The organism is Acidobacteriota bacterium (assembly GCA_016712445.1).
Taxonomy (GTDB): Bacteria; Pseudomonadota; Alphaproteobacteria; order Caulobacterales; family Hyphomonadaceae; genus Hyphomonas.
This window is the reverse complement of the sequence record JADJRB010000001.1, coordinates 84,712-101,661: the sequence shown is the minus strand read 5'-3', so window position 1 is coordinate 101,661 and position 16,950 is coordinate 84,712. Positions and strand designations below refer to the sequence as shown.

15 protein-coding genes are annotated in these 16,950 nt (G+C 67.4%); 10 read left to right on the top strand and 5 right to left on the bottom strand.

The features are described from left to right. Positions 1-58: 58 nt before the first annotated feature. Positions 59-1,030, top strand: coding sequence for a retropepsin-like domain-containing protein (locus IPK75_00445; GenBank protein MBK8196805.1), 972 nt, complete (start codon positions 59-61; stop codon positions 1,028-1,030). Here the strand turns inward: IPK75_00445 and IPK75_00440 are convergent. The 3 genes from IPK75_00440 to IPK75_00430 all read right to left on the bottom strand — a co-directional run bounded on the left by IPK75_00440 (position 1,027) and on the right by IPK75_00430 (position 6,631). Continuing rightward, the gene (locus tag IPK75_00440; protein MBK8196804.1) at positions 1,027-3,855 is read right to left on the bottom strand and encodes a phosphoenolpyruvate carboxylase; all 2,829 of its coding nucleotides are present in this window, start codon (positions 3,853-3,855) and stop codon (positions 1,027-1,029) included. The genes IPK75_00445 and IPK75_00440 overlap by 4 nt on opposite strands. Positions 3,856-4,080: 225 nt before the next feature. Further along, the gene (gene dnaJ, locus IPK75_00435) at positions 4,081-5,241 is read right to left on the bottom strand and encodes a molecular chaperone DnaJ (GenBank protein ID MBK8196803.1); all 1,161 of its coding nucleotides are present in this window, start codon (positions 5,239-5,241) and stop codon (positions 4,081-4,083) included. Between the two features lie 100 nt (positions 5,242-5,341). Next, a complete protein-coding gene (locus IPK75_00430; GenBank protein ID MBK8196802.1) occupies positions 5,342-6,631 on the bottom strand; it encodes a penicillin-binding protein activator in 1,290 nt (429 codons plus the stop codon). 47 nt (positions 6,632-6,678) lie between these two features. Between IPK75_00430 and rsmI the strand changes: the two genes are divergently transcribed. Continuing rightward, entirely contained in the window at positions 6,679-7,554 is an 876-nt protein-coding gene (gene rsmI, locus IPK75_00425) for a 16S rRNA (cytidine(1402)-2'-O)-methyltransferase (GenBank protein MBK8196801.1), read from the top strand. Next, a complete protein-coding gene (locus IPK75_00420) occupies positions 7,541-7,906 on the top strand; it encodes a YraN family protein (protein ID MBK8196800.1) in 366 nt (121 codons plus the stop codon). Before rsmI ends, IPK75_00420 begins: the two co-directional genes overlap by 14 nt. A 3-nt stretch (positions 7,907-7,909) precedes the next feature. Here IPK75_00420 and IPK75_00415 read toward each other — a convergent pair whose 3' ends face one another. Next, positions 7,910-8,341: a hypothetical protein gene (locus IPK75_00415; GenBank protein MBK8196799.1), complete on the bottom strand. Its 432-nt coding sequence runs from the start codon at positions 8,339-8,341 to the stop codon at positions 7,910-7,912. A gap of 169 nt (positions 8,342-8,510) precedes the next feature. Here IPK75_00415 and IPK75_00410 point away from each other — a divergent pair, with 169 nt between their 5' ends. The 3 genes from IPK75_00410 to IPK75_00400 all read left to right on the top strand — a co-directional run bounded on the left by IPK75_00410 (position 8,511) and on the right by IPK75_00400 (position 11,930). Continuing rightward, on the top strand, positions 8,511-10,529 hold the full coding sequence (locus IPK75_00410) for a PBP1A family penicillin-binding protein (GenBank protein MBK8196798.1): 2,019 nt from the start codon (positions 8,511-8,513) through the stop codon (positions 10,527-10,529). A 122-nt stretch (positions 10,530-10,651) separates the two neighbouring features. Continuing rightward, the gene (locus IPK75_00405; protein ID MBK8196797.1) at positions 10,652-11,056 is read left to right on the top strand and encodes a hypothetical protein; all 405 of its coding nucleotides are present in this window, start codon (positions 10,652-10,654) and stop codon (positions 11,054-11,056) included. Between the two features lie 292 nt (positions 11,057-11,348). Beyond that, positions 11,349-11,930: an NnrU family protein gene (locus IPK75_00400; GenBank protein MBK8196796.1), complete on the top strand. Its 582-nt coding sequence runs from the start codon at positions 11,349-11,351 to the stop codon at positions 11,928-11,930. 4 nt (positions 11,931-11,934) lie between these two features. Here IPK75_00400 and IPK75_00395 read toward each other — a convergent pair whose 3' ends face one another. Next, positions 11,935-12,315: a hypothetical protein gene (locus tag IPK75_00395; GenBank protein MBK8196795.1), complete on the bottom strand. Its 381-nt coding sequence runs from the start codon at positions 12,313-12,315 to the stop codon at positions 11,935-11,937. 58 nt (positions 12,316-12,373) lie between these two features. On the opposite strand from IPK75_00395, the gene panB reads away from it, so the two are divergent. The 4 genes from panB to der all read left to right on the top strand — a co-directional run bounded on the left by panB (position 12,374) and on the right by der (position 16,937). Next, positions 12,374-13,201, top strand: a complete 828-nt coding sequence (panB, locus tag IPK75_00390) for a 3-methyl-2-oxobutanoate hydroxymethyltransferase (GenBank protein ID MBK8196794.1) — start codon at positions 12,374-12,376, stop codon at positions 13,199-13,201. An 80-nt stretch (positions 13,202-13,281) separates the two neighbouring features. After that, positions 13,282-14,010: a hypothetical protein gene (locus IPK75_00385; GenBank protein ID MBK8196793.1), complete on the top strand. Its 729-nt coding sequence runs from the start codon at positions 13,282-13,284 to the stop codon at positions 14,008-14,010. Continuing rightward, positions 14,007-15,356, top strand: coding sequence for a PQQ-binding-like beta-propeller repeat protein (locus IPK75_00380; GenBank protein ID MBK8196792.1), 1,350 nt, complete (start codon positions 14,007-14,009; stop codon positions 15,354-15,356). Before IPK75_00385 ends, IPK75_00380 begins: the two co-directional genes overlap by 4 nt. A gap of 54 nt (positions 15,357-15,410) precedes the next feature. Beyond that, positions 15,411-16,937, top strand: a complete 1,527-nt coding sequence (gene der, locus IPK75_00375) for a ribosome biogenesis GTPase Der (protein MBK8196791.1) — start codon at positions 15,411-15,413, stop codon at positions 16,935-16,937. The last annotated feature ends 13 nt before the right edge of the window (positions 16,938-16,950 follow it).

Below are 16,950 nucleotides of genomic sequence, written 5' to 3'. Positions count from 1 at the left end.
GCGAAAACCTGTCGCACCACGTCAATCCATGGCATACTCCGTCCGGGAGAAAACGCACATGGCAAAACGCCGTGCTTTCGGAAACTGGGTGCTGGCCGGCGCGCTCTTGCTGGCCTCGCAAACTGCTGGTGCGTCGGTCACCGAGCGCCTCGTCATCCCGTTCGAAATGAACCGGTTCGACCACATGATCGTCGAACTCGAACTCAACGGCCGCACCTCCACCACTGGCGTCGTCGATACCGCCGCCACCTTCGCCATGGTCGACAGCGCCGTGGCGATGCGCGGCGGTGTCCCCGCGCCCGACGCCGCGAGCCGCATGGTCAACATTCTCGGCGTCAACGGCGACCAGGATTACCCCGTCGTGCAACTCGCCACCGTGGCCGCCGGCAACCTGCGCATTCATGCCGTCGACGCCGCCTACAATGAAGCGATCCAGGTGCCGGGCGCCGCGCTGAATGTCCTGCCGGCGTCTGCCTTCCCGGGCGACGTGCTCGAGTTCGATTTCGAATCCCGCACCATCTCGGTCTATGACGGCCAGCCCGAGGTGAAGCGCACCCACTATGCCGACGCGATGGACTATACTGATCAGGGCGGCCTCCTGTTTGTCGATGTTCGCATCAACGGCCGGCTCGGCCGGGCGCTGATCGACACCGGATCGAGCTTCTCCTACGTGAACACCACGTTCGCCCGCGAGGCCGGCATGCGGCGCAATGACGAGCTGACGCATCTCGTCTTCGGGGCGACCGGCGAAAGCGAGACCGCCTGGGTTGCCAGTGCACGGAAGATCAAGCTGGCGGACTTCTATGTGAAGGGGCCGAACCTGATGGTGTCCGATCCGATCCTGCTTGACCGGCTGGGACTGGTCGACGAGCCCGTGATGGTGCTCGGGCTCGACTTCCTGTCGAAGTTCCGTCTGCAGTTCGACCGGCGCAAGCACCAGCTGATCCTCAGCATGCCGGACGACAGCGCCGGGTTCAATCTCGACCTGTCCGCTGACGCGACCCGGCTGAAGTCCGGGAAGCCGCGCTAGCCGAATGCTCCGTAGGCGTGCGTCAGCGCGAGGCTGATGGCATGCAGGCTGCGGTCGATCTCGTCGAGCGGGCCGATCAGATCGCGGTGGATCCGGTCATAGCCATATCCTGATGTCTGGCCCGAACCCGGCTCGTCCAGCTGCCCCAGCGCATCATCCTCCGTGTGCGACACCGGGAAGATCTGCCGCAGCAACGCGACCGCGTCGGCGATCTGCAGATCGGCAACCATGCGGATGATATCGCGCTGGCTCGCATCATGGCGCTCGGAAATGCGCGGCACGCTGCCGGCCAGCGCCACCGCCTTCATGATCAGCGCCTGCCGGATCGCATGCAGCACGTGCATGTCGAGGCGCCCTTCATGGCGCGCCTCGTCGGAGGCGGCGCCGTCCACATGCGCCAGCAACCGGTCGAAGCGCGCAAGGTCGATCGACAACAGATTGGCAATCCGGTGGATCGAGGCCGCCGTCTCGTCGGTGCGCAGCACGTAATAGGCGGCCCGGTAGGCGCTTGCCTTCTCGGGCGCAGCGCCGCGCGTATGGGCGATCCACACGGCCGGATCGAACAGGTTCGCATACGCCCTGAGCGCCGGCAGGCTGGTGCGCATCCGCGCCGCGCTCGCCAGCAGGATCAGGCTGTGCATGCGCGGGCTTTCATTGATCAGCGCGGCCAGCCGTTCGCTCTCGCGCTGCAGGCTGGAGCCGATGCCGGCGGCGGTGTTCAGCGGAATGCCGAGTTGCTGCAGCGTGGCATTGTGCGAGATCGCCCGCAGCGCCGCAGGCCCCGTCGGCCCGCCGCTGCGCTTCTTCTGGCGCGAGCCCGCCCGCACCACCAGCCCGCTCGCGAACGATCCGAGCAGTCGGCCATAGTCGGCATTGCCGAACAGGCGCTCATGCCAGGCGCGCAGGGAGCGGTAGAAGTCCCACACAAGGTCCGTACGCGTATAGAAAGTGTCGCTCACACCGGCCGGCGCCGGGGCGAGCCGGCTGGCGCACCAGGCTGCATAGCTCGTCCCGGCGAGTTCCGGAGTTGCAAAATGCAGGAATCCGTCGCCGCCCTGGAAGCTCACCTCATGCAGCAGGGGCACGCCGCGCGCTGCCGCGCCCGCCCTTGTCCAGGGCGTGAGCAGGTGGTCAAAGCGCTGCTCGAACGTACCGGGCCAGGCGCCGCGCCCCATCGACTCGCCATGCGTGTTGAAGATCAGCAGCGCGATGCCGGGCGCCTTTGCGGCAAGCGCGCGCACGATCAGGTTATGGATGCGCTCGATCGCCATCGAGGCGGCCACCTGTCCGATGAACCGTCCGGAGTCGGAGAATCCGAGCTGGATCGACAGGTATCCGCGCGCCTTCACATAGGCGAGGAATTCCGGCTCCTCCAGCAGCCGCTCGATGAACCGGCCGCCGGTTTCCAGCGCCTCCGGCGTTTCGAACAGGGGCGAGATGTCGAGTTGTCCGTCCACGCCGTATTGGCGGGCGAGGTATAGCGCGCCCATCACGGTTGCGGGGTTCTCGCTCTCCGCGATGAGGAAGCGGATCACCGATCCGGAATCGATATGTTTCAATATCTGCGCGCACATCATGAACTGGCGCCGGGCGGTCGACTGTTCGCGGAACAGGTCCGCGAAATTCACCGACAGCGGCTTCGACCGGCGCGCCTTCTGCGCCAGTTGCGAAAGCGCCACGCGGCCGAGTTCGCGGTCTTCGGTCTCCAGCCCGAGGTCGCGGGCCAGTACCGTGCGCACCTGCGCGGCGTTGACACGCAGGTGGATGCGCGCCGTGCCGAGCTGCTGCGCCTCGATCTGCGCCTTCAGCACCATCAGCCGGGCGGCCGTGTCATCATCCACCGCGCCTAGGGCCGCGGTGATCACGCCGGTCAGTTCGGCGGCGTCGGTCAGCTTGTCAGCATGCGGCGCTGTCAGCGCATTGGCCGCCTCGACGAGGCTCGCTGCGATGCTCAGGTCGTTCGCAAACCGCGCCGCATTCGCACCCGCGAGCTTGGCGCTGCGTCGCAGCCGGCGGGCGAGGCCGGCCAGCGCCGCGGGCGCTTTCACGCCTTCAAGGATGTCATCCAGCGCGTCGGCATAGCGCGCCAGCTGCGCCGCCTTCTCGCCGAGCCGCAGGTGCACCGACCGGTACCATGGAATGTCGGTGCGCCCGTCGAGGTCGTACCCGACCCAGCTCGCAAGCGTCGGCAGGAAGGGTTGCAGCTTCTTCCAGTCTGCCGGGAAGGCCTTGCGCGCCGCGGCAACAATTTCGGCGCCATAAGCCGCCTGCGCGCCCGCTGCATGGCGCAGCGCCTCCTGCACTTCCTGATGTTCGGACTCCAGCGTGATCGACTGGTTCCAGGGGCGGGCGTCCGCCTGCACCAGCTTGTGCAGCGCCGTGCGCGTTGCGGCGGCGGGGCGGGTCACCACGGCAGCAAACTCGGCGCGCAGCGCCCGCGACAGGGCGAAGGTCGGATGCGCCGTGAACACGATGCCGCCCGTTGGCGTTTCGGCCGCCTCGCGGAACGCCTCGAAGCCGGCAGCCGCCAGCGCCGCCAGCCGCGCGCGCACCGGCGCCCAGGCCGCCTCGGTGTCCGCGCCGGCATGCTGCGCGCGGAACTGCGCGGCCCGCTCGCCCAGCAACACTAGGTGCACTTCGTCGGCCAGCCGCGCGAGGTCGCTCACCGAATGCTCGCCCGACTCCAGCTTGCGGAACAGCGACTGTGCCAGCGAGAACACGGAATTGGTCAGCGGGTCGGCGTCGATCCGGGAGGCCTCCCGGCGGAGGATGTCCTGCGCCCAGTCGAGGCTGGGGGCGGCGGTCTTGCGTGTGCGCTGGGTCATGACCGCCCACAAACTCAGGAATTGCAACGTTGTCAAATAGGGCCGGAAAGGCTTCGCCGGTTTCTTTGGACCTGCCGCCAACCTGAGCGCCCCGGCTCATATTCAGACGATGCTGTGTCTTACGCGAGCGGCAATGCGGCTTTCTCGGAAAGCCCGCGCCTCGTGCGCGTCCACGCCGTCATGTGCCCGCGGCCGGTGCTTGTTCAGTAGGATGCGCGCCGCCGCCTAGCTCGGGCGCTTCTCGTCGCCGTCGTGGCCGCCCCAGAAGCGCTTGATGCGCCCGAGGAAGCCTTCGCTTTCCGGGTGGCAGTCCGCGCCGGAGCATTCCGTGAACTGACGGAGCAGCTCCTTCTGGCGCGCCGTCAGGTTCTGCGGCGTCTCGACGAACATCTCGACATAGAGGTCGCCCTGCTGCGCGCCCTGGCGCACGCTGGGCATGCCCTTGCCGCGCAGGCGCAGCTTGCGGCCGGTCTGCGCGCCTTCGGGAATCGCCACACGGGCGCGGCCGCCATCGATCGTCGGGATCTCGATCTCGCCGCCCAGCGCCGCCGTCGCCATCGGCACCGGCGCGCGGCAATAGAGGTTCGGCCCGTCGCGTTCGAAGATGTCATGCTCGACCACTTCGACGAAGATGTAGAGGTCGCCCTTCGGCCCGCCGGCGGTGCCGGCTTCGCCTTCACCCGTGAGCCGGATGCGCATGCCGCTTTCGACCCCCGCGGGGATCTTCACCGAGATCTTGCGCTCTTCTTTCACCTGTCCGGCGCCGCCGCACGTCTTGCACGGCTTGCGGATCACGGTGCCGCGGCCCTGGCAGATATGGCAGGTGCGCTCCATCGTGAAGAAGCCCTGCTGGGCGCGCACGCGGCCATGCCCGGCGCAGGTCTCGCAGGTTTCCGGCTTGGTGCCGGGCGCAGCGCCCGTGCCATCACACGGCTTGCACGCCACCGCCTGCGGCACGTGGATGGTTTCGTCCTTGCCGAAATAGGCCTCGGCGAGGGTGATCTCGAGATCGTAGCGCAGGTCGGCGCCGCGCTGCGGTCCGCCGCGCTTGCGGCTGCTGGCGAAGCCGCCGCCGCCGAACACCTGGCTGAACAGGTCCTGGAAAATGTCTTCCGGATTGACGCCCTGGCCAAAGGGCGAGCCGCCACCGGCCCCGCCATTCTCGAAGGCGCCATGCCCGAACCGGTCATAGGCCGCGCGCTTCTGGGCGTCGGACAGCACGGAATAGGCTTCGCCGACTTCCTTGAACGCGTCCTCAGCCGCCTTGTCGCCGGGATTCTGGTCGGGATGGTACTTCATCGCAAGCTTGCGATAGGCCGCCTTCAGCGCCTTCTCGTCGGCGCCGCGCTCGCAGCCGAGCACATCATAATAATCCCGCTTGCTCATGAGGTCGCTGCCAAATACCCGAATTTCCGCCCTGAGGCCGGTGATTTGGGGCGTGTTGCGACCGCGCGCAAGGGTAAAGGCTCAGGCCGGCCCGGGCGGATCAACTACCGCCGGGCGGGAATCTGGTAACCCCTTTTTCGACGACCGAGGCGCCGCTGGAGCGGATTTCCTTGACCGCAAGGCCGCGTTCGGAGGTGCCGTCGAGGCGGAACCGGAACAGCCCGTTCACCCCCATGAAACCGTCCGGATCAGTTACTCCGCCGTGCTTCATGTTGTTTTCGCCGGCCAGCGTGATGGCGAGGGCCGCGGCGTCATAGGCCGCTGCGGCGAGGTCCGTCGGCGTGCGTCCATAGATGCGTTTGTAGGTGTCCTTGAAGCTTTCCATGTTGTCGGGATCAACCGCCGAGAACAGGGCGCCGGAGAGGGCCGGTTCGCGCCAGATCGACGAATCATCCCACACGCTGGTGCCAAGGAACCGGGTCCGGCCGGGGTCCACACCGTTGACCACCAGCAGGGGCGCAATGGCGAGAAGTTTCTGTCCGCGTTCCGGCAACAGCAGGCCGACCTGGCTGCGCTCGGCCTTGATCAGGCCGGCGATGCGCGACACTTCCGAGCTCGCGCTGCCCGCCGGGTCGTAGAAGCCACTGCCGATCACGGTCCAGCCATTCTTGCCCGCTTCGGCGCGCATGGCGGTCTCCACCTGCCGGCCATAGGCTGAATCCGGGCCGAGCATTGCAAACGTGCGCGTGCCGCGGCTGGCGGCATAGTTCATGATCCGGATCACTTCCTCTTCCGGCATCACCGAGGCGAGGTAGGCCCCGCCGCCCGCCACGGTGCGGTCATTCGAGAACGCCACCACCGGCACGGACTTGCGCAGCGCGGCGTCCTTCACCGGGCCGACGTTGGCCGCAAACAGCGGGCCGAGGATGATGTCGGCGCCTTCCTTCAGCGCTTCATCCGCGCGCGCTTCGGCGGTCGAGGCGCGCCCGGCCGTGTCCATCGGCATGATCAGGAAATCGGTGCCGCCATTCTCGAACAGCGCCAGCTCGACGCCGGCCAGCATGCTCTCCGCTTCGGCGCGTACCGACGCGTTCGGGTGCGAGAACGGCAGCAGCACGGCGGCCCGCTTCACGTCCAGGCCCGCCATGAAGTCGGGGGTCAGCCCGCCATCGCCGCGCACATATTCTTCCGGCGTGGTTTCCACCACCGCACTGTCAGGCAGGGGTTCGCCGGTCACCGGGTCGACGCGCGCCTGTCCCGAGCCGATCGAGACCGGCGGACGGGTCGGCGTCGAGGCGCAGGCACTGGCCAGCAGCAGCGCCGCGAGGGCAACGCCCAGAGCCGGGCTTGGCGCTTTGGAGTTCCTGGGCGATGGTGAACGCGATGTCATCTTCTGATCCTTCTGGCGCCGGCGCGATTCCCGACCTGCATGAGTCTATGGGCGCACCGCGCACCGGGCAACAGCCCGTGGCTGTAGCGCCCGGCCTTTATGTTGTCTCCACACCGATCGGTAACCTGCGCGACATCACGTTGCGCGCGCTGGATATCCTGGGCGGTGTCGAGGAAGTGCTGGCTGAAGACACCCGCGTGGCCTCCAAACTGTTGTCCGCCTACGGCCTTAAGGTCCGCCTCAGTCCTTACCATGACCACAATGGGGCGGAACGCAGGCCGGGCCTCCTGAAGCGGCTGGAAGAGGGCGCCCGCATCGCGCTCATCTCGGATGCCGGCACGCCGCTGGTCTCCGACCCGGGCTGGAAGCTCGTGCATGAAGCGCTGGAGCATGGCATCAAGGTCTGGCCGGTGCCCGGCGCTTCGGCCCTGCTGGCCGGCCTCGTCGCCAGCGGCCTGCCAAGCGACCGTTTCCTCTTCGCGGGCTTCCTGCCGCCAAAATCCGGCGCCCGCCGCACCGAAATCGAAAGCCTCAGGCAGGTGCCTGCCACTCTCGTCTTCTATGAGAGCGGCCCGCGCCTCGCCGATACGCTGGCCGACCTCGCCGCCGTCCTCGGCCCCCGCGACGGCGCCGTCGCGCGCGAACTGACCAAGCTGTTCGAGGAAACCCGGCGCGGTACGCTGGCAGACCTGGCCGCCCATTATGAACAGGCCGGTCCTCCGAAAGGCGAGATCGTCCTGCTCGTCGGCCCGCCGCAGGCCGCCGCCGCCAGCGCTGCCGACCTCGACGCCGCCTTGCGCGTGGCGCTCGCCGAAATGCCCACCAAGGAGGCCGCCGCCGCCGTCGCCGGCGCGCTCGGCCTGCCGAAGCGCGAGGTCTACCAGCGCGCCCTCCAGCTCAAGGCGGGTGATGGGCAAACGTGAAGCCGCCGAGGCGCGCGGCCGAAGGGCCGAAGCGCTGGCGGCCTGGTGGCTGCGGGCCAAGGGCTACACCATCCTGTCGCGCCGCGTGAAACTGCCTGTCGGCGAGATCGACCTCGTCGCGCGCAAGGGCGACGTCATCGCCTTCATCGAGGTCAAGGAGCGCGCCACGCTCGACGCCGCCCTCGGCTGCGTCACGCCCGCCGCCTGGCGCCGCATCTCGCGCGCCGCCGAAACCTGGATGGCCCAGCGTCCGCGCCTCGCCGATTGCGGCTGGCGCTACGACATCATCGCGATCGCGCCGGGCTATTTGCCGTCCCACCTGCGCGACGCCTGGCGACCTGGGATGGCCTGAGCCTCACTCCGCCGGCGGCGGCTCCTGGATCGAGACGAGGTAGCTCAGCAGCACGTCCATGCCGAGGTCGCCGAACACGAAGTCCGGCATGTCCTCATGGCCGACATGGATGCCGTTGCGAAAATCCTCGGCCAGCGATGCCGGATTGTAGATCGACAGCACGTAGCGCAGCGGCGGCGCGTCGGCCCGCAGGCTCGCATCCTGGTCGAGGCCGTGGCAGTTGGAGCAGTTGTGCAGCGCGATCTCGCGCCCATCGGAAATCGACTCGGCGTCGGTCGGGATGCCAAGGGCTGCCGTATCGATCACCGGAGCGGCCGGCTCGGCTGCTACAGCCGCCGTCTCGGGCTCTGGCGCGGGCGCGGTTTCCGCCCCCCGGTCACAGCCCGCAAGCCCGCCAAGGCCCGCCGCGATCAGCGCAATTGCAATGTAACGCATCGGTCTGCTCCTCCCTCAGGATACCTCCCACGGATAGCACGGTTTTGCCCTGCGCGCGCTAGGGAACTATGCTGACGCCGGTGCCTTCACATGGCCGTAATCTTCTTACAGTTAGGCTGGCGCTTTCACGGCTGGTTCAGCCAGATTTCCCGAGAATGCCCGGCCAAAGATGACCAACCATTTCCCGACCCCTCCGAAGCTGCCCCGGGTCATCCGGATCCCTGTGCCCGCCGTCATGCAGGGCCGCAGCGCCTGGGTCCAGTATGCCATCGGCGCAGTCTTCCTCGCCGTGCTGGTCGGCGGCCTCTGGGCCGGCTGGAAGTGGCACAGCCTGCACGCCGGCATGCCGAAGCTGCCCTCTGACATCGCCGAGATGTGGAACCTCAACCGTGAACCGGCCATCGAGTTCGTCGACCGGGACGGCAACACGCTCGCGGTCAAGGGCCCGCGCTACGGCCGCGCCATCGCCGTCGCCGGCCTGCCGCGCCACATCCCGCAGGCCTTCATCGCCGCCGAGGACAAGCGCTTCTACGAACATGACGGCGCCGACGAGGCCGCCATCGCCCGCGCCGCCATCTCCAACGCCGCGGCCGGCGAAACCGTCTCCGGCGCGTCCACCATCACCCAGCAGCTGGTCAAGAACCTGATCCTCGACAGCCGCCAGACGATGTCGCGCAAGGCGCAGGAAATCACGCTCGCCCGCCAGCTCGAGAAGCGGATGACCAAGGACGAGATCCTGTCGATGTATCTCAACCGGGTGTATTTCGGCTCGGGCCTCTACGGTATCGATGCAGCGTCGCGCTACTATTTCGGCAAGCCGCCCGAGAAGATGACGATTGCCGAAGCCGCGCTGCTCGCCGCGCTGCCCAAGGCGCCGTCAAAGCTCAACCTGCGCGAAAACCTCGAAGGCGCAAAAGACCGCCAGCAATACGTGCTGAGGGAAATGCGCTCGATGAAGTTCATCAGCAAGCAGGAGGAAGCCGCCGCGCTGGAGGCCGAGATCAACATCATCGCGCCGCCGGTCTATGACGCCGAACTCGGCTATGTTCTGGATGTCGCCACCGAGAAACTCGCCGCGATCCTGCCGCGCGTGCCGGGCGACGCCGTTGTCACCCTCACCATCGACCCCAAGCTGCAATCGCGCGTCGAAAAGCGCGTTTCCGAACGCCTCGCCAAAGACGGCCCCGCGCTGAAGGCGACGCAGGCCGCCGCCCTGATCCTCGGCCGCGACGGCCGCGTCGTCGCCCTCACCGGCGGCGCCGACTACAAGACCTCGCCGTTCAACCGCGTCACGCAGGCGAAGCGCCAGCCGGGCTCCAGCTTCAAGCCGTTCGTCTATGCCCTCGCGATGGAAGACGGCTACTCGCCCTATGACGTGTTCAACGACCGGCCGATCAGCATCGGCAAGTGGAAGCCGACCAATTACAACGGCGAATATATCGGCCCGATGACGCTCAGCGAGGCGCTGACCCGGTCCACCAACACCATCGCCGCCGAACTCGGCAACGAGTCGAACCCCGCCCGCGTCGCCGAAATCGCCAGGCGCTTCGGCATCAAGAGCGAGCTGCAGGCCTTCCCGTCGCTCGCCCTCGGCAGCCAGGAAGTCTCGCTGTGGGAAATCACCGGCGCGTATGGCGTCTTCCAGTCCGGCGGGCGCCGGATGGAGCCCTACCTGATCAGCAAGGTCACCGACACGCGCGGCCATATCCTGTTCGAACAGCCGGACACGCCGGGCGAACGTGTGTATGCGGAGGATTATGCCGCCGACATGAACGCCATGCTGACGCGCGTCGTCAATGCCTCCTTCGGCACCGGCCACAATGCGCGCTTTGGCAACTGGACGGTCGCCGGCAAGACCGGCACCAGCCAGGACTGGCGCGACGCCTGGTTCATCGGCTTCACCTCGCAATATGTCGGCGGCGTCTGGGTTGGCAACGACGATGACAGCCCGATGCGCAAGGTCACCGGCGGCGGCCTGCCGGCCGATATCTGGTCCGACCTCATGGAAATGGCCCACGAGGGCCTGAAACCCTCACCCATCTTCGGCGCTGGCACGACGCTCGTGCTTGATCCGGCTGCGGAGGACCGCATCGCCTTCTATCGCGGCATGTCGCAGGCTTTCGCCAGCGCCGCCGGCAGCGCCCGCACGGCCAACGCCAATGGCGAAATCTTCGAGCAGGCGGAGTAGGGGCACTTACGCAACGCTTTTGCCCCTTCCGGAAAACAAAATAACAAGCCGCGCCAAGCGCTTGTAAAATAGTTCGCCAAAACTTACGCCACCCCTCCGCACGCGGAGTTATACTGCGTGGCATGTACTCCATCGCCCGCCTCCGCAGCCACCCGCACTTCGCGCCCTTCTTCGCGCATGTGCATCCGCTGTGCTGGCTGATCCTCTGGTGGGAACTCAACCGGCTGATGCGCTGGTTCAAAGCACACGGAATCGGCAACGCGCTCTATTCGGTCAACGAATGGGGCTTCGTCGACATCCACTGTGTCGTCGCCAAGCCAGACCCGAACGCCTACAAGCCCCCACAGCGAACCTTCCGTCCCCTGACGGACCCCTCGTGGGAGTCTGCCGTTCCGGCCTGTCTCGACATTGAGGCGCTCGCTGCCGCCACCCTCCTCCGCTATGCGGGGGCTTGCCGTGACCAGCGATCGCACTGCGATCGCCCCGGCAAGAATTCAGGCAGTCTCATCCTTCTCGACACATCTTAGCTCAGGCCCACCTCGAGAAGCTCATCCTGAGCGAAGTCGAAGGATAGAGCGGGCTCATCGCCCGGCCCAAAATCCACACATCCCACCCGTGTCATCCCGGCGAAAGCCGGGACCCAGTCCTCGCGCAAGCCCTCGCTGGATCCCGGCTTTCGCCGGGAAGACACGAACACTGCAACTTGCACCCCCAAACCGGCCGGCTCACCCCCGCGTCCGGCCGCACGTGCTTGCGCGCCCGCTTCCGCCCGGCCTGCAATCGCGCTAGCCTCGCGCAAAATGCCGGGGAGGCAACCACATGACCTATCTGATCCTGGGACTCGTGATCTTTTTCGGGGCGCACCTGTTCAGCGCCTTCCGCAGCCGGGAGCCCGGCAAGGATATCAAGGCGAAGCTGGGCGCGGGGCCCTACATGGGCCTCTACAGCCTCGTCTCGATCGCCGGCTTCGTGCTCATCTGCATGGGCTACGGCGCAACCCGCGGCGCCGGTTACGTCTACGCCGCGCCGGACTGGGGCCGCCACGTCAATTACGCCCTGATGGTCCCGGCGCTCATCCTGCTCGTCGCCTCACAGATTCCGGCTGGCTATATCAAGAAGGCCGCCAAGCATCCGATGTTGCTGGCGGTGAAGCTCTGGGCCTTCGGCCACCTGCTGGCGAACGGCGAGCTGAACTCGGTCATCCTGTTCGGCAGCTTCCTTGCCTACGCCGTGCTCGACCGGATCATGGTCAAGCGCCGGGGCGACAACGGGCCGGGCCCGGATGTGGTCGCCAAGCCGCTCAATGACGGGATCGCCGTTGTGGTCGGCCTGATCGCCTATGTCGCCATCGCCCACTACCTCCACCCGATCCTGTTCGGGGTGACCGTCACCGGTCGCTGACGCGCTAGCGCCGCCGTCCGAGCAGCGGCGCCAGCACCATCACCAGCAGGCCGAGCGGAAACAGCTCGCCCCGGGTCAGGTCGTACTGACGGAGATAGTCGGCCACCGGCACGCCGAGGAGGCCGACGGCCAGCGTGCTCTCCAGCAGGACCAACACGAGCGCGCCGCCGAAGCCGATTGCCAGCGGCGGCGGGCTGGCTCTCCGGGCGATCAGGATGCCGAGCAGGGCAACGCTGCCCGCGACCAGCGGGAACTCGGCGAGGTGACCCCATCGCGCGCCGAAGGCCGGGATCAGGACCAGCTCGCGCAGGGCGCCGAACAGGAAGCCGATCACGAACGCGCCGCCGCCATAGGCGAGGCTCCAGCGGATCAGCTTGTGGTGCATCAGCGTTAACCCTGCTCTTTCCTTGCGACCCGCGCCGGGGCGGGCTAATCGCTGCGGCATGTCAAAGCAAACCAAGACCGCCCGCAAGACCGTCAAGGACATCACGGCCGCCAAGGGCGCCGTGCCGCTGGTCTGCCTGACCGCCTATGACGCGCCGACCGCCGCGATCCTCGATGACCACGCCGACCTCCTGCTGGTCGGCGACAGCGTCGGCATGGTCGTTCACGGCCTGCCATCGACCGTCGGCGTGACCATGGAGATGATGATCCTGCACGGGCAGGCAGTGATGCGCGGCAGCGAGAAAGCGCTCGTCGTCGTCGACATGCCGTTCGGCTCCTACGAGACGAACAATGACTCCGCCTTTCTGAACGCCGCCCGCATCATGAAGGAAACCGGCTGCCAGGCGATCAAGATCGAGAGCGGCACCTATGCCGCCGGCCAGATCGCCCACCTTGTGGAACGGGGCGTTCCGGTGATGGGCCATATCGGCCTGCGCCCGCAGGCGATCAACGTCGATGGCGGCTTCCGCGCCAAGGGCCGCACCCATGCCGAGCGCGACCGGGTGATCGCCGAAGCCCGCGCCACTGCCGAGGCGGGGGCTTTCGCCCTGGTCATCGAAGGCGTGGCGGAGGACCTCGCGGCTGAAATCACCGCCGAAGTCAGCTGCCCGACCATCGGGATCGGCGCCTCGGCCGCCTGCGACGGGCAGATCCTCGTCACCCATGACATGCTCGGCCTGTTCGACTGGACGCCAAAATTCGTGCGCCGCTACGCCGATCTCAGCAAGGCGATCAACGAGGCCGCCGCCGCCTATGCCGCCGACGTGCGCGCCCGCACCTTCCCGGGCAAGGCGGAGACCTACAGCCTGCGAAAACCTGAGGCCTAACAGCGCTGATCCGTTGCAGGCGGCCCCTGCGGCGTCTAGGTTCGCGCCGAATCCATGACCCTTGCCCGCCGGAGCCCCGATTGTCCGACATTTTTACCGAAGTCGATGAAGGCGTCCGCCAGGAAAAGCTGGCGAGCTGGTGGATCAAGTGGCGCCCGTTCATCTACGGCGCCATCGGCGTGCTGATCGCGTCCGTGGCGATCAACGAGTTCATCCTGAAACCGCAGGCCGCTTCCGCCCGCGCCGCCCGGGCGCAGGAACTCGAGAACGCGGTCAAGGCGCTCGAGGACGGCAATTATGAAGAGGCCCAGGCCGCATTCAAGGGCATCGTCGACAGCGGCTCGAAACTGGCGCCGCTCGCCGCCCATTACCTGGCACGGACCCAGATCGAAGGCATGGGCGACCCGGCCGCCGCCGCAGATACGCTGGCTGCGTTCGGCGGCACCGAAGGCGGCCCCTATGAGCGGCTTGCCCTCCTGAAGGCTGCCTACCTGCGGGCCGACACGCTCAGCATGTCCGAACTCGAAACGACGCTCGGCGCCCTCAACTCGGAAGACAGCGCCCTTGGCGCGCTGGCCCGCGAACTGGTCGCCGCCAAGGCCTACGCCGACGGCGACATCGCCCGCGCCCGCGCCGAGTTCACCCGCCTGAAGTTTGACGCCGCCGCCCCGCCCGGCGTGGTGCAGCGCGCCGAGATCGCGCTTGATGCCTTGCCGGTTGCGCCGGAAGCGGCGAACCCCGAAACAACCGCGCCCACCGAGGCGCCAGCAGATGCGGCTCAACCGACGCCGCCGGAGAACGGTCAATGACAATTTCCAGAACGGCCATCGCCGCGACCGCGCTCGCGTCGCTGCTGGTGCTCAACGCCTGCAGCTCGCTGCCGAGCTTCGGCAGCGAAAAGAAAGCTGAAGCCGCGGCGGAAGAGAAAGCCGGCCGGATCACGATGGTGCTCGATGACGAGCGCATCGCGCCGAGCCCGACGCTGACCGGGGTCGCGATCGAGCTGCCGGAAGCCAAGGCCATCGACAGCTGGCCTGAAGCCGGCGGCGCGCCGACCAAGGCGGTCGGCCACATCATCGCCGCCCCGGAAATGGACGTCGCCTGGCGCCGCTCGGTCGGCAAGGGCTCGTCCAAGAAGAGCGCGCTGACAACCCCGCCGGTCGCCAGCAACAGCCTGATCTTCACCCTCGACTCCACCCAGACCGTGCGCGCCTCGCGCCTCGACAACGGCTCGCAGGCCTGGTCGAAACGCCTCAAGGGCGCCTCCAAGCGTGACAAGTCCGCCATCGGCGGCGGCCTCGCACTGGCCGGCGACACGCTCGTCGTCGCCAGCGGCTACGGCTTCGTAGCCGCCTATGACGCCGCCTCGGGCGCCGAAAAATGGCGCCGCGAACTGGGCGGCCCGATGACTGGTTCGCCGACCATCGACGACGACCGCATCTTCGTCACCTCCAACAACAATGAAGTCTTCAGCATCGAACTCTCCACCGGCGAGACTGTCTGGACCGACCAGGCGATTTCCGAATCCGCCCGCGTGCTCGGCAGCTCCAGCGTCGCGGCGGTCGAGGACTTCGTCATCGCGCCGTTCTCCTCGGGCGAGATCATCGCCTACCTCGCCGCCAACGGCCGCCGCCTGTGGACGGACGCGCTGACCCAGGCCGGCCGGTTCACGCCGATCTCCGAGATCAACGATATCGGCTCTCGCCCGGTGCTCGGCGCAGGCCTCGTGTTCGCGTCCAGCCAGTCCGGCACCAGCGTGGCCATCGATGGCCGCAGCGGCGCCCGCGTCTGGACCCAGCCGGTCGGCTCGACCCGCGCCCCGGCGCTCGCCGGGCGGTTCCTGTTCGTCATCGGCACCGGCAACGAGCTTGCCTGCCTCGATGCGGCCACCGGCGAAGCCTACTGGGTGACCCAGCTGCGCACCTTCCAGGACGAGAAGGACAAGAAGAAGCGGATCAGCTATTCCAGCCCGATCGTGGCCTCCGGCCGCGTCGTCCTCGTCTCCTCGCGCGGCGAAGTGCTGGCCTTCTCACCGGCCGACGGCACGCAGACGGGCTCTTTGAAGCTGAAGGATACCGTGTATATCGAGCCGATTGCGGCGCAGGGACGGCTCTATGTCCTCACCGACGACGCCAAATTGATCGCCATCGACTAGGGCCAGCGCCGGAAATCCGCTACAGCCCTCTGATTATCCAGGAGGGCTGAGGCCTTGCCATTGAAGCTCGCCATTGTCGGACGCCCCAACGTCGGCAAGTCCACCCTGTTCAACCGGCTGGCCGGCAAGAAGCTCGCGCTGGTCGACGACCAGCCGGGCGTGACCCGTGACCGCAAGATGGCGGAGGGCTGGCTCGCCGGCCTGCCGCTGCTGCTGATCGACACGGCCGGGTTCGACAATGTGCGCGATGACAGCCTTGAGGCGCGGATGCGGGCGCAGACCGAGGCGGCGATTGCCGAGGCCGATGTCGCCCTGTTCCTGATCGATGCCCGCATCGGTGTGACGCCGGAGGACGAGACCTTCGCCGCGCTGCTGCGCAAGGCGAACATGCCGGTGGTGCTGGCCGCCAACAAGGCGGAAGGCAAGCAGGGCGAGGCGGGCGTGTTCGACGCCTTCCGTCTCGGCCTCGGCGAACCGGTGGGCCTGTCGGCCGAGCACGGCGAAGGCTTTGCCGAACTCTATGAAGCCATCCGCAACGCGCTCGGGCCGGAAGCCTTCGAGCGGGCGCTGGAAGAGGCCGAGCCGAATTATGCCGCCGGAGCCGGCGACGACATCCTCGAGAAACTCGCGCATATCGATATCGACGACGAGACCCTGTCGGACGACGACCTCGTCGCTGCCATCGAGGCCGCCGATGTCGACACGCCTGAGGAAGAGCCGGCCGTGCCGCGTCCGATCCGGCTGGCCATCGTCGGGCGTCCGAATGCCGGCAAGTCGACCCTGATCAACCAGCTCCTGAAATCCGACCGCCTGCTGACGGGGCCGGAAGCCGGCATCACCCGCGACTCCATCACCATCGACTGGGAATGGGAAGGCCGCCAGATCCGCCTCGTCGACACGGCAGGCCTGCGCCGCAAGTCGCGCGTGCAGGAAAAGCTGGAGCGCATGTCGACGGCGGAAACCATCCGTTCACTGAAATATGCGGACATTGTTGCGCTCGTCATGGACGCGCATGACGCGCTCGAGAAGCAGGACCTGCAGATCGCCGATCTGTGCCTGCGCGAAGGGCGCGGCCTCGTGCTCGTGATGTCGAAATGGGACTCAGTCGAGGACCAGGACGGCGCGGCGCGCCACATCCGCGACATGGCCAACCGCCTCGTGCCGAATGGCGGCGGCGCGCCGGTCGTGTTCCTGTCCGGCCTGACCGGACGGCACGTCGACCGGCTGATGCCAGCGGTGGTGAAGGTCTACAAGGACTGGACCGCCAAGGTGAAGACCGGCGACCTCAACCGCTGGCTGCGCCACACGGTCGAGCACCACCCGCCGCCGAGCGTGCAGGGCAAGCGCATCAAGCCGCGCTACATGGCGCAGATGAAGGCGCGGCCGCCGACCTTCGTGCTGATCGCCTCGCGCGGCGACCAAATGCCGGAAGGCTACAAGCGCTATCTGATCAACGGCGTGCGCGAGGCCTTCGACATGCACGGCGTGCCGATCCGCCTGTTCGTGCGCCAGGGCAAAAATCCGTATGCTGGCAAAATCGGCCCCGGCGGCCCGCCGCGCTACAAGCGGCCGAAGGAGTAGGATCGCTCCGTCT

Bases quoted from the DNA above. Each gene is read 5' to 3' on its own strand.
- IPK75_00445 (MBK8196805.1), top strand. From the start codon at position 59: ATGGCAAAACGCCGTGCTTTCGGAAACTGGGTGCTGGCCGGCGCGCTC.
- IPK75_00440 (MBK8196804.1), bottom strand. From the start codon at position 3,855: ATGACCCAGCGCACACGCAAGACCGCCGCCCCCAGCCTCGACTGGGCG.
- dnaJ (MBK8196803.1), bottom strand. From the start codon at position 5,241: ATGAGCAAGCGGGATTATTATGATGTGCTCGGCTGCGAGCGCGGCGCC.
- IPK75_00430 (MBK8196802.1), bottom strand. From the start codon at position 6,631: ATGACATCGCGTTCACCATCGCCCAGGAACTCCAAAGCGCCAAGCCCG.
- rsmI (MBK8196801.1), top strand. From the start codon at position 6,679: ATGGGCGCACCGCGCACCGGGCAACAGCCCGTGGCTGTAGCGCCCGGC.
- IPK75_00420 (MBK8196800.1), top strand. From the start codon at position 7,541: ATGGGCAAACGTGAAGCCGCCGAGGCGCGCGGCCGAAGGGCCGAAGCG.
- IPK75_00415 (MBK8196799.1), bottom strand. From the start codon at position 8,341: ATGCGTTACATTGCAATTGCGCTGATCGCGGCGGGCCTTGGCGGGCTT.
- IPK75_00410 (MBK8196798.1), top strand. From the start codon at position 8,511: ATGACCAACCATTTCCCGACCCCTCCGAAGCTGCCCCGGGTCATCCGG.
- IPK75_00405 (MBK8196797.1), top strand. From the start codon at position 10,652: ATGTACTCCATCGCCCGCCTCCGCAGCCACCCGCACTTCGCGCCCTTC.
- IPK75_00400 (MBK8196796.1), top strand. From the start codon at position 11,349: ATGACCTATCTGATCCTGGGACTCGTGATCTTTTTCGGGGCGCACCTG.
- IPK75_00395 (MBK8196795.1), bottom strand. From the start codon at position 12,315: ATGCACCACAAGCTGATCCGCTGGAGCCTCGCCTATGGCGGCGGCGCG.
- panB (MBK8196794.1), top strand. From the start codon at position 12,374: ATGTCAAAGCAAACCAAGACCGCCCGCAAGACCGTCAAGGACATCACG.
- IPK75_00380 (MBK8196792.1), top strand. From the start codon at position 14,007: ATGACAATTTCCAGAACGGCCATCGCCGCGACCGCGCTCGCGTCGCTG.